Annotated in this window: 9 protein-coding genes; 2 read left to right on the top strand and 7 right to left on the bottom strand. The window is 68.1% G+C overall.

Annotation, left to right across the window (positions count from 1 at the left end):
* Positions 1-4: 4 nt before the first annotated feature.
* On the bottom strand, positions 5-1,552 hold the full coding sequence (guaB, locus tag AAEX57_RS09430; protein ID WP_342092636.1) for an IMP dehydrogenase: 1,548 nt from the start codon (positions 1,550-1,552) through the stop codon (positions 5-7).
* A gap of 128 nt (positions 1,553-1,680) precedes the next feature.
* Between guaB and AAEX57_RS09425 the strand changes: the two genes are divergently transcribed.
* Positions 1,681-3,081: an amidase gene (locus AAEX57_RS09425; protein ID WP_342092635.1), complete on the top strand. Its 1,401-nt coding sequence runs from the start codon at positions 1,681-1,683 to the stop codon at positions 3,079-3,081.
* 98 nt (positions 3,082-3,179) lie between these two features.
* Here the strand turns inward: AAEX57_RS09425 and AAEX57_RS09420 are convergent, their stop codons facing one another.
* The 4 genes from AAEX57_RS09420 to groES form a co-directional block, all read right to left on the bottom strand.
* On the bottom strand, positions 3,180-4,331 hold the full coding sequence (locus tag AAEX57_RS09420) for a mannitol-1-phosphate 5-dehydrogenase (RefSeq protein ID WP_342092634.1): 1,152 nt from the start codon (positions 4,329-4,331) through the stop codon (positions 3,180-3,182).
* Entirely contained in the window at positions 4,331-6,310 is a 1,980-nt protein-coding gene (locus AAEX57_RS09415) for a PTS mannitol transporter subunit IICBA (RefSeq protein WP_342092633.1), read from the bottom strand. The genes AAEX57_RS09420 and AAEX57_RS09415 overlap by 1 nt, the downstream gene beginning before the upstream one ends.
* Positions 6,311-6,647: 337 nt before the next feature.
* Positions 6,648-8,249, bottom strand: a complete 1,602-nt coding sequence (groL, locus tag AAEX57_RS09410; protein ID WP_342092632.1) for a chaperonin GroEL — start codon at positions 8,247-8,249, stop codon at positions 6,648-6,650.
* 154 nt (positions 8,250-8,403) lie between these two features.
* A complete protein-coding gene (gene groES / locus AAEX57_RS09405) occupies positions 8,404-8,700 on the bottom strand; it encodes a co-chaperone GroES (protein WP_342092631.1) in 297 nt (98 codons plus the stop codon).
* 314 nt (positions 8,701-9,014) lie between these two features.
* On the opposite strand from groES, the gene AAEX57_RS09400 reads away from it, so the two are divergent.
* Positions 9,015-9,986 (top strand): zinc metalloprotease, encoded by a 972-nt coding sequence (locus AAEX57_RS09400; RefSeq protein ID WP_342092630.1) that lies wholly within the window; start codon positions 9,015-9,017, stop codon positions 9,984-9,986.
* A gap of 13 nt (positions 9,987-9,999) precedes the next feature.
* Here the strand turns inward: AAEX57_RS09400 and AAEX57_RS09395 are convergent, their stop codons facing one another.
* A complete protein-coding gene (locus AAEX57_RS09395; RefSeq protein ID WP_342092629.1) occupies positions 10,000-11,217 on the bottom strand; it encodes a THUMP-like domain-containing protein in 1,218 nt (405 codons plus the stop codon).
* The gene (locus AAEX57_RS09390) at positions 11,214-11,702 is read right to left on the bottom strand and encodes an NUDIX hydrolase (RefSeq protein ID WP_342092628.1); all 489 of its coding nucleotides are present in this window, start codon (positions 11,700-11,702) and stop codon (positions 11,214-11,216) included. The genes AAEX57_RS09395 and AAEX57_RS09390 overlap by 4 nt, the downstream gene beginning before the upstream one ends.
* Positions 11,703-11,851: the final 149 nt, after the last annotated feature.

Raw genomic sequence — 11,851 nt, 5'->3', positions numbered from 1 at the left:
CGGGTCAGCGCGAGTAGTTGGGGGCGTCGGCGATGTTCGCGACGTCGTGCGGGTGGGATTCCTTCAGCCCGGCCGTGGTGATCCGGACGAAGCGGCCGCGGTCGTGCAGTTCGTCAAGGTTGCGCGCCCCGACGTAGAACATGGACTGGTGCAGGCCACCCACCAGCTGGTGGACCACCTGACCGACCGGGCCACGGTAGAGCACATTGCCCTCGATGCCCTCGGGAATCAGCTGGTCGTCGCTGGTGACGTCGGCCTGGAAGTAGCGGTCCTTGGAGTAGGACTTCTTGCCGCGGCTGCTCATGGCACCCAGCGAGCCCATCCCGCGGTACTGCTTGTACTGCTTGCCGGCGATGAAGACGGTCTCGCCGGGGCTCTCCTCGCAGCCGGCCAGCAGCGAGCCGACCATCACGGTCGAGGCACCGGCCACCAGGGCCTTGGCGATGTCGCCGGAGTACTGCAGACCGCCGTCGGCGATCACCGGGACGCCGAGTGGGCGGCAGGCCTGCGCGGCCTCGTAGACGGCGGTCACCTGGGGCACGCCGACGCCGGCCACGACGCGGGTGGTGCAGATGGAGCCGGGCCCCACGCCCACCTTGACGGCGTCGACGCCCGCCTCACAGAGCGCCGCGGCGCCGGCGCGGGTGGCGACATTGCCGCCGATGATCTGGACGTGCTGGGTGGCCGGGTCCGCCTTCAGGCGTCGGATCATGTCCAGCAGCAGCTTGGCATGGCCGTGGGCGGTGTCCACCACGAGCACGTCGACGCCGGCCTCGATCAGTCGAGTGGCGCGATCCCACGAGTCGCCGAAGTAGCCGACGGCCGCCCCCACCATCAACCGGCCTTGGGAATCCTTGCTGGCATTGGGGAACTGCTCGGACTTCACGAAGTCCTTGACGGTGATCAGGCCGGTCAGCCGGTTCTCGGCATCCACCAGCGGCAGCCGCTCACGCTTGTTCTGCCGCAGCAGCGCGGTGGCCTCCTCATTGGTGATGTCGTCGCGGCCGGTGAACAGCGGGGACTTGGTCATCACGTCGCTCACCCTGGTCTGTGCCCACTCGTCGACGGGGGTGAAGCGCAGGTCACGATTGGTGCAGATGCCCAGCAGGTGGTTCTCGGCGTCGACGACGGGCAGGCCGGAGATCCGGTACTGGCCGCAGAGATGGTCCAGGTCTTCCAGGGTGGCCTCGGGGCCGATGGTGACCGGGTTGGTGATCCGGCCGGTCTGGGTGCGCTTGACCAGGTCAACCTGGTAGGCCTGGTCCTCGATCGACAGGTTGCGGTGCAGGATGCCCAGACCACCCTGACGGGCCATCGCGATGGCCATTCGCGACTCGGTGACCGTGTCCATCGCGGCGCTGATCAGCGGGATCCGGATCTGCAGGCCGCGGGTCAGCTGGGCGGTGGTGTCCACCTCGGACGGGATGACATCGGTCTCACCGGGCAGCAGCAGCACGTCGTCGTAGGTCAACCCCAGCGGGAGGAATTTGTCTGGCACGCCGGAGCCAGTCAGCTCGCTGGTCGGAATGTTGGACGCCTCGTTCTGGGACACCGGTACCACCTTCGCGTTTGGGGAACGGGGTCATCCTATCCGGGCCCACCGACAGTTTTCCGGGCCGCCGCAGCCGGGAACATGATTGATCCGTGTTTCCCTAGGAGGGGTTGCCTAGACTCCCCTCCATGCTCTCGACCACCTACCGCCAGGCCAGCGCCCGCACCATCGCCGAGCAGGTCCGCGACGGACACTGGACCGCCGCCGATGTCACCGAGGCTGCCCTGGCCGCGATCGAACGGCTCAACCCGCGACTCAATGCCTTCACGACCGTGCTGGCTGGGCAGGCCCGCGAGCAGGCCCGACTGGTCGACACGGACCCCGCCCTGCGCGGCGGTCCACTGGCCGGCGTACCCGTCGGCGTGAAGGCCGAACTGGACGTGGCAGGGGTGGTGACCACCTTCGGTGGCCGCGGCAATTCCACCCCGGCGCAGGCCGACTGCCGACTGGTCCGACGGCTGCGCGAGGCGGGTGCCGTGATCATCGGGATCACGGCCATGCCCGAATTCGGGCAGTTCCCGTTCACCGAGTCCGATCGTTTCGGGATGACCCTCAACCCGTGGGATCCGACGCGAAGCACCGGCGGGTCCAGCGGCGGCTCCGCATCGGCCGTTGCCTCCGGGATGGTGCCGGTGGCGATCGGCGGCGACGGCGGCGGCTCGATCCGAATCCCGGCGGCCTGCTGCGGACTCTTCGGTCACAAGGGGACGCGCGGCCTGGTCTCCCCCAGCCCGGCAGTTGACTTCTGGGGAATGCTGGCGCTCTCCGGCCCGCTGACCCGTGAGGTGGCCGACTCCGCTCTGGTGCACCAGGTGATCGACGGCAACGAGCCGGCCGACGTCCACCAGTTGCCCGAGCGCCCCACCGGCCTGGTCACGGCCGCGAGCACCCCGCCCGGCTCCCTACGCATCCGGTGGACCAGCCAGTCGCCCGGCCCCGTACTGGTGGACGCCCGGGTGGCACGCGCCGTCGAGGGCTTCGTTGAACGGCTGCCGCAGTGGGGCCACCACGTCGCGCCGCTGGCTGGGCGGCTGCCCAATCACACCACTGCCTTCCTGCCGATGATGCTCGCGGGTATCGCCGAGGAGGCCGAGGCCGTTGAGCACCCCGAACGGCTGGAGCGGTTGACCAGGGTGGCGGCCGCCCGGGGACGGTTGCCGGGGCACTCCGGCCGCCTGCGACGCGCAGAGCAGGCTGCCCCGCGCCTGGCCGAGCGGGTGGATGAGTTGTTCGGCGATGCCGACCTGCTGGTGATGCCCACCATGGCCTGCCCCACGCCCGAGCTCGGTCAACTGAACGGCGTCGGCTGGGCGCGGGCGATCTGGCGCTCGGTGCCGTTGAGCGCCTGCACCTCGCTGTTCAATGTGACTGGCCATCCGGCGGCGTCGCTGCCCGTCGCCTCCGCACCCGATGGGCTGCCGATCGGGGTGCAGGTGGTCGCTCGTCGCGGCCGCGACGAGCTCATCTTCGCGCTGGCCGGGCAGGCCGAACGAGAGCTGGGCTGGCGGCAGGCTGATGCCCAGCCCTGACCGCCCGGCCCCGGGCGGCCGGAACACGACGACGGCCGCCCCTCGGTGAGGGACGGCCGTCGTGGCTTCGACAAGCTCAGCCACTGTTGGTGATGTGCTCAGTCGGCGTTGCGCTGGGCCCGGGCCGCGGTGACGACCTCCACCAGCTGCGCGAACAGCGGGTGCGAGGCGTCCAGCTCGGTGAAGGCGGTCACGGCAGCCTCGGGGGCGTTGTCCGCCAGGATCTGGCCGACCTGCACCGCCTCCGGATCCTCCTTGACGTCGAAGAGCATGGCGCCGAGCATGGCGGCCTGCAGGGCCTTCGACTCCATCCCGCGCTCGGCGAGCTCGGCGGCGGGGCCGACGAAACGCTCGTGGCGCGACAGCTTGCGCAGCGGGGAACGGCCGACGCGGGTCACCGTGTCGGGCAGCTCCGGGTTGGCGAAGCGCTTGAGGATCTTCTGCACGTAGGCTTCCTGCACCTCGGGCTCGAAGCCGTACTTGGCCACCAGCAGGCTCTTGGTCTCCTGCAGCACCGCGTAGATCTTGTCCTTCAGCTCCGGCTGGGCCAGCACGTCGGAGATCTTCTCGATGCCCGCGCCGTAGCCGAAGTAGGCGGTGGCGGCGTGGCCGGTGTTGACCGTGAACAGCTTGCGCTCGATGTAGGGCGCCAGGCTCTCCACCCAGGTGGCGCCGGGGATCTCGGGCTTGTTGCCCTCGAAGGCCGGCTCCTCGATCGCCCACTCGTAGTAGGGCTCGACGTTGACGTCCAGGCCCATCCCCTCGGGCTGGTTGGGGACGATCCGGTCGACGGCGGTGTTGGCGAAGATCGCCTTGGTCTCCACGTCGGCCGGGTTGTCGCCCAGGATGAAGCCCTTGAGCCCGTCGGTGGCGTTGATGGCATTCTCACAGGCCATCACCGCCACCATCGGGGCGTCGGCCGGACGGGCGTCGATGCCGGCGCGGATGGCGGGGGCGATGAACTTGAGGATGTTCGGGCCCACCGCGCAGGTCACCACGTCGGCCTCGGCGATCGCCGCGGTCAGCGCCTCGGCCTCGGTCTTGGAATTGATCGCCTTGAAGCCGCTGATCACGTGCTCCTGGCCGCCCTCGCCCACCTCGTGCACGGTGTAGCTCTCGGCCGCCTTGAGCTGGTCGATCAACGCGTCGGCGACGTCGGCGAAGGTCAATTCATAGCCGCCCTCGTTCAGCAGCAGGCCGACGAAGCCGCGGCCGATGTTGCCGGCACCGAAGTGCACTGCCTTCTTCATCAGGAATTGACCTTTCCGAGGATCGCGGCCACTTCGTCAGCGGAGCTGGCGTTCTCCAGGGCCTGCACGGACTCGTTGTTGGAGAAGATCTTGGCGAGCTTGCCCAGGATCTGCAGGTGCTCCTTGTTCTTGCCGGCGATGCCGACGACGAACTTGACCTGGTTGCCATTCCAGTCCAGCGGCTGGTCCAGACGGATGAAGCTCATCGCGGAGCTCTTGATGTGCTCCTTGGCGTCATTGGTGCCGTGCGGGATGGCCAGGAAGTTGCCCATGTAGGTGCTGACCGACTCCTCACGCTTGTGCATCGCGTCGACGTAGGCGCCGTCCACGGCACCGCGGGCCACCAGCAGCTGACCGGCCTGGGTGATGGCATCGCCCTTGTCCACGGCGTGCGCGCCGAGCTGGATGCTCTCGGTGCTCAGGATGTCGGCCGCGGGGGCCTCGTCCTGGGCAGCGGCGGCACCGGTCACGGCGGCGGCAGCCACCGGGGCGGCCGGGGCGGCGGAGCCGGAACGCTGGGTGCGGATCATCTCCACGACCTCCTCGTAGCGAGGCGAGTTCATGAAGTTGTCGACGGTCAGCACGGTGGCGCTGGGAACCTTCGGGATGGCGCGCGGGGCCAGGGTCTCCTGGGTCACGACGATGTCATAGACGTCCTTGAGGTTCGCGATGGCCTCATTGGTGACCTTCACGTCGCCGTAGCCGGCGTCCTTGATCTTGTTGCGGAGCACCGAGGCGCCCATTGCGGAGGAACCCATGCCGGCGTCGCAGGCGAAGACGATGTTCTTGATTTCGCCCGTGGGGGCGACGAGGTTGCCGGCCACCGAGGACTTCTTGCCCTTCATGGCCTCCATCTCGGCGGTGGCCTTGGCCAGGTCGCCGTCGCTGGACTTGTCCATCTTGAGGATCACGGCAGCCACCAGGAAGGAGACCACGGTGGCCAGCAGGATGGCGATCCAGACCTTGGCAATGTCACCGCCGGCCATGGCGGAGATGGCGATCACCGAACCGGGAGCGGCGGGGCCCTTCAGGCCTGCACCGAGCAGCATGTTGGTGGCAACGCCGGTGGCGCCGCCCAGGATGGTGGCCAGCAGCAGGGCGGGCTTCATCAGGATGTAGGGGAAGTAGATCTCGTGGATACCACCGAGGAAGTGGATCAGCGCGGCACCGGGGGCCGAGGCCTTGGCGGCACCCTTGCCGAAGAGCATGTAGGCCAGCAGCACACCGAAGCCGGGGCCGGGGTTCGCCTCGAGCAGGAAGAGGATCGACTTGCCGGTCTGGCTGACCATGTCGAGGCCCAGCGGGGTGAGCACACCGTGGTTGATCGCATTGTTCAGGAAGAGCACCTTCGCGGGCTCGATCAGCACCGAGGCGACAGGCAGCAGGTTGTTGCGCACCAGCACGCCGACGACCGAACCGAGGGCGGACATCACCGCATGCACCACGGGGCTGAGCAGGTACAGACCGCCGATCGCGAGGATCATGCCCCAGATGCCGGCGGAGAAGTTGTTGACCAGCATCTCGAAGCCGGCCTTGATCTTGCCCTCCCACAACTGGTCGAGCTTCTTCATGGTCCAGCCGCCGAGCGGACCCATCACCATGGCGCCCAGGAACATCGGGCTGCCGGGCACACCAGCGATGACGCCCATGGTGGCGATGGCGCCGATCACGCCGCCGCGGGTCTTGTTGTCGTAGGCCATCTTGCCGCCCTGGAAGGCGATCAGCAGGGGCAGCAGGTAGGTGATGGAGGGGCCGACGATGCCGGGATTGGCCACCGCGACGCCGTTGATCAGGGTTTCACCGAAACCGCCGATCCGGCCGATCGGGAAGGGGCCTTTCTCAATGAACAGGGCGGTGATCAGGCCCCACGCGATGAGGGCGCCGATATTGGGCATGATCATGCCCGAGAGGAAGGTGCCGAAGCGCTGTACGTGCGCCTGGGCCTGCTTGGCCGCCGAGGGGGCCGCGGGAGTGGACATAGGGTCTCTTTCGTCGGGCGCCGGAACGCCGCTGTTACCGAGGCTTGAACGTTCCACTCGCCCGGGGAGCCGACGGCGGCTTCTCCGGATGGGTTGGGCACCTGTCGTCGATGCGCCAACGCACGGACCACTCAGGCAGGGTAAAAACAGTTCTCGCCGCTGCTCATGGTAAGCCATCACTTCCCCAGGGCCGCTGCGGAACCCACACAACGGCTCCGGCGGCGTGTCGGCCCGGCAGTGCCCAGGAACTCCTGGCCGGAGAGCCCCGGAAATGCACTGCGCCCGCCCGGAAGACCGGGCGGGCGCAGTGGTCAAGCAGCAGTACTCACACGGGTGCTCAGTGCTGGTGGGCGTCCTCGTCGGACTCCTCCGGCTTGTCCACCACCAGGGTCTCGGTGGTGAGCAGCAGCGCCGCGATGGACGCCGCATTGGCCAGGGCGGAGCGGGTGACCTTGACCGGGTCGATCACGCCGGCCTCGACCAGATTGACATACTCGCCGGTGCGGCCGTTGTAGCCATTGCCGGGCTCCAGCTCGGCGACCTTGCTGACGATCACGTAACCGGGCTCGCCACCATTCTCGGCGATCCAGCGCAGCGGCTCGACGACGGCCTTCTTGACGATCTGGACGCCGGCCCTCTCGTCGCCCTCCAGGCCGAGACCGTCCTCCAGCACGCGGGCGGCGTGCACCAGGGCGGAGCCGCCACCGGCGACGATGCCCTCCTCGATGGCCGCGCGAGTAGCGGAAACGGCGTCCTCGATGCGGTGCTTGGTCTCCTTCAGCTCCACCTCGGTGGCGGCGCCGACGCGGATCACGCAGACACCACCGGCCAGCTTGGCAACCCGCTCCTGCAGCTTCTCGCGGTCCCAGTCGGAGTCGGAACGCTCGATCTCGGCGTGCAGCTGCGCGACGCGCGCCTGCACCTCGTCGGACTCACCGGCACCGTCGACGATGGTGGTGTTGTCCTTGCTGACCACGACACGGCGGGCGCGGCCCAGCACCTCCAGGCCAACCTGGTCCAGCTTGAGGCCGACCTCGGGGGCAACCACCTGGCCGCCGGTGAGGATCGCGATGTCCTCCAGCATGGCCTTGCGACGGTCACCGAAGGCCGGGGCCTTGACGGCGACGCTGGTGAAGGTGCCGCGGATCTTGTTGACCACCAGGGTGGACAGAGCCTCGCCGTCGACGTCCTCGGCCACGATGAACAGGGTGCCCTTGGCGCCGATGACCTTCTCCAGTAGGGGAAGCAGGTCATTCATCGAGCTGATCTTGCCCGAGTGGATCAGGATGTAGGGGTCGTCCAGGACGGCCTCCATCCGATCGGCGTCGGTGACCATGTACGGGGACAGGTAGCCCTTGTCGAACTGCATGCCCTCGGTGAACTCCAGCTCGGTGCCGAAGGTCTGGGACTCGTCGACGGTGATCACGCCGTCCTTGCCTACCTTGTCGAAGGCGTCGGCGATCAGCTTGCCGATCACCTCGTCGCGGGAGCTGATGGTGGCCACGGCGGCCATGTCCTCGGTGGTCTCGATCGGCTTGGCGACCTTCTTCAGCTCGGCCTCGACGGCGGCGACGGCCTGCTCGATGCCGCGCTTCAGACCGACGGGGTTGGAACCGGAGGCGACGGCCTTGAGGCCCTCGTGCACCAGCGCCTGGGCCAGCACGGTGGCGGTGGTGGTGCCATCACCGGCGACGTCATTGGTCTTGGTGGCGACTTCCTTGGCGAGCTGCGCGCCGAGGTTCTCGTAGGGGTCGTCCAGCTCCACCTCACGGGCGACGGTCACGCCGTCGTTGGTGATGGTGGGGGCGCCCCACTTCTTGTCGAGCACGACGTAGCGGCCCTTCGGGCCGAGGGTCACCTTGACGGTGTTGGCGAGGGTGTCGACGCCACGCTCGAGCGAGCGGCGGGCCTCCTCGTCGAACTGCAAAATCTTGGGCATTCAATACTCCTGGGGAGTTGAAGAGATGTGGTTCGCGCGCGGCCGGCACGGTCGCCGGCCGCGCGCGAAGAGATTTCCTTACTCGGATCGCAGCGAGCTTGCGAGCGAGGCGCGATCCGAGCGCGGGGGATCGAGGGGGTCGCCCCCCTCGCGGTCACTTGGTGACAATCGCGAGGATGTCGCGAGCGTTCAGGAGCAGGTACTCCTGGCCGTCGTACTTGACCTCGGTGCCGCCGTACTTGCTGAAGACGACGACGTCACCCTCGGCGACGTCCATCGGGACACGAACGCCCTTGTCGTCGAAGCGGCCGGGACCGGTCGCAACGACCTTGCCCTCCTGCGGCTTCTCCTTGGCGGTGTCGGGGATCACCAGGCCCGAGGCGGTGGTCTGCTCTGCTTCCAGCGGCTGGACGAGGACGCGGTCCTCGAGCGGCTTGATCGTGGTTGCCACGTCAAACCCCTTTCTGACTAGTAGCGCCGATGATTCGGCGTCGATCTTCAAGGTCATGTGGAGCAGCCGGGGCGTCGTCGCGGGTGCCGCCGACGGCTGTTGGCACTCACACATGGCGAGTGCCAAGAACCAAGTTATACCGACGCTGGCACTCCTTCAAGCCGAGTGCTAGCGAACCCGCTCATGATGCCAGCCCTCGCGATGTTTGGTAGGGAATCCCAGAAATTCGCTGAATCCCTGTACGGAAAGGGATTGGTGGCCCTAGCGTGACCGCCACCCGCCCCACTCGGGGCCGTCGGAAAGGACCCACTCCCATGGCTTCTGCTCGAACTGCCCGCGCCTTGCTGCCTCTCGCCTCGCTTGGCCTGGTGACCTTCGGCGCGTCGCCCGTCGCCTCCGCTCCGGCCGCGGCACCCGTCGCCAGCCCAGCCAGCACCTGCTACCAGCCCGCCAGTGCGGCTCGCGGCGCCAAGGATCCGCACGACTTCACCGCGGAGCAAACCCGCGGCCGCGAGACCAAGTTCAAGACCGACATGAAGAACAAGCTGGGCACCACCGATGTTGGCACCGCCGCCGATCTGGTGAGCGGCACCGCCTCGGCCGTCATCCCGGTGTACGTGCACGTGATCAACGACGGAACCGCCGCCACCAATGTCAGCGATGCGGTGATCGCACGCCAGCTCCAGGTGCTGAATGCGGCCTATGCCGGCAGCAACAGCGGCGCCCTGGCCGGCTCCGGCTTCTCCTTCAGCCTGGTGAAGACCAATCGGATCACCAAGTCCACCTGGGCCAACAAGGTCTCCCCCGGCTCCCGGGTGGAGAAACAGATCAAGGCCAGCCGGGTGGGTGACGCCAAGACACTCAACATCTGGATCACCGGGTTGGGCAGCTCGGGCGGTCAGCTCTTTGGCTGGGCCACCTTCCCGTCGGACTACGCCAGGAACCCGGGGATGGACGGGCTGATGATCGACCGTCGCACCCTGGAGGGCCAGCCCGGAGCCTTCCCCGGCTACAGCGAGGGTGACACCGCCACCCACGAGATTGGCCACTGGATGGGCCTGTACCACACCTTCCAGGGCGGTTGTGCGGGTGGCGACGAGGTGGCCGACACCGCCGCGGAGGCCAGCCCGGCGTCGGGCTGCCCGACCGGTCGCGACACCTGCACTGCGTCGGGGACGGACCCGATCCACAACTACATGGACTATTCCAATGATCCGTGCCTGACGCAGTTCACCCAGGGCCAGGTGGACCGGATGGCAGCCATGTGGGGCACCTACCGCGCCTGAGGACGCAACCCGGTCAGGCAGCCGACGGGGTCCGACGCACCATGAGTGCCCGGGCCCCGTCTGGCGTTCGGGCCAGCACGATCGTGGCGCTGTTGGGGCCCTTGGGTTGCAGCTTCTTGCGCAGTTCAGCCGGGTCCACGTCGAGGGCGCGCTTCTTGATCTCCAGCGTCCCGACGCGGTGCTCCCGCACCCAGGCCTTCAACGTCTTGGGGTTGTTGTCCAGCACCTCCAGGATCTCGAAGCAGGTGGCAAAGGGGCTGGTCACCGGCGCATTGCCACTGAGATACGCCACGTGTGGGTCCAGCAGCCACAGGCCGTCGGCAATCCGATCCAGGGCGCCGGCCCGGATCACGGCGCCGTGCGGTTCCACCAGGTACCGGCCCGGAACGGCGACGGGCAGCGGATCGCGGGGTTCGTGGTCCAGTCGGAGGGCTTGCGGACCACCGAGCAGTATCGCACCGTGCACCGGCCGGGCTGCCGGGGTGTGCCACAGGGAACACTCGACGACGTCGTGACCGTCGGCCACCCAGAGCGCCTCGACGTCGTCGGGAATCAACTGCTTGGGTACACCGGGCCCGAGCTTGACCACCGTCGAGTGTGACCCACCCAGCAGGGAGAGCACGAAATCCCAGGGTGGGGTGAAGGCCTCCACCCGCCAGGTGCGGCCAAACTCGGTGCGGCGGGCCGGATCGATGAAGACGCAGGTTTCCGGGCCCGCTCCTGCCAGCAGTTCCGGGGCCAGAGCGACGGCGTCGCCGTGGATCACGGTGGCGGTAGGGGCCGCCGGGGTTGGGTCCCCGAGCCCGTCGAGGGGCCGCCCAGCCGCCAGCTCAAGGTTCGCGCGGGCATGCTCGGCGGTGGTCTGGTCCAGTTCCACCGCGATCACGTCGATCCCGGCGCGCAGGCAGGCCAGCGAGTCGGCGCCGATCCCACAACCCAGGTCAATCACCCGGGTGATCCCCTCGTCGCGTAGCCGGTGGGCGCGCCAGTCGGCCACCACCGGGCGGGTGGCCTGCTCCAGGGCGTCGTGGGTGAAGAGCATCCGCTCGGCATCGGCCCCGAACTTGGTGCGAGCCCGACGTCGCAACTGCGCCTGACCCAGCGCCTGTGCGGCCAGCTCCGGCGGCGCCTGCTTGCGCAGCCGGCTGGCGGCGGCCAACGAGCCCGGGTCCTGCTCCGCCATTGCCAACGCCAGTGCGGAGGCGCCCTCTGGGGTGTGCAGCAGGCTCACAGCGTGCTCACGCTCCAGCCGACCGGCCGGCCATTCTCGTACGGCAGCACGCCATGGAACTGGGTGACCGTGTCGTCGAAGACCAGCGGCAGGAAGTGCCGGTCCCCCTCCCACATCGGCAGCTCGTCGAGCGCGTCGATCCGCTCCCAGCTCAGTTCGCCCTCCTCGTTGCGCACCGGCACCTCGCCGGTGAAGGCATCGACGACGAAGATGAAGCCAAAGTGATCCTCCCCATTGCGGCCAAAGCCCGGCCAGCTGACAGTTCCCCGTAGTCGCAGCGCGGTTGCCTCAATCTGGGCCTCCTCCCGCAGTTCGCGTCGCAGGCACTCGACGATGTCCTCGTCGCGCTCCAGCTTGCCGCCCAGCCCGTTGTACTTGCCCAACTGCTCGTCGCCCGGACGCGCGGTGCGGTGCACCATCAGGACCCGCTCCCCGTCAGGGTGCAGCACAAAGCCGAGCGTGGTCATGATCGGGGTGAGGGCCATACCCCGCAGCCTAGTTGTTGGGGGCAGGGACGTTCATGACAGTGCGCGGTTTGACGTAAAGGGAGGACCCCCGCTGGGCTGTGGCTTGTCGAAGGTCACATCTCAACAACGGAGGTCCTCATGCCCCACTCTAAGGCCCGGCTCAATGT

This window comes from Luteococcus sp. H91 (assembly GCF_038433135.1).
GTDB lineage: Bacteria > Actinomycetota > Actinomycetes > Propionibacteriales > Propionibacteriaceae > Luteococcus.
This window is presented reverse-complemented; position numbering and strand designations above follow the sequence as displayed.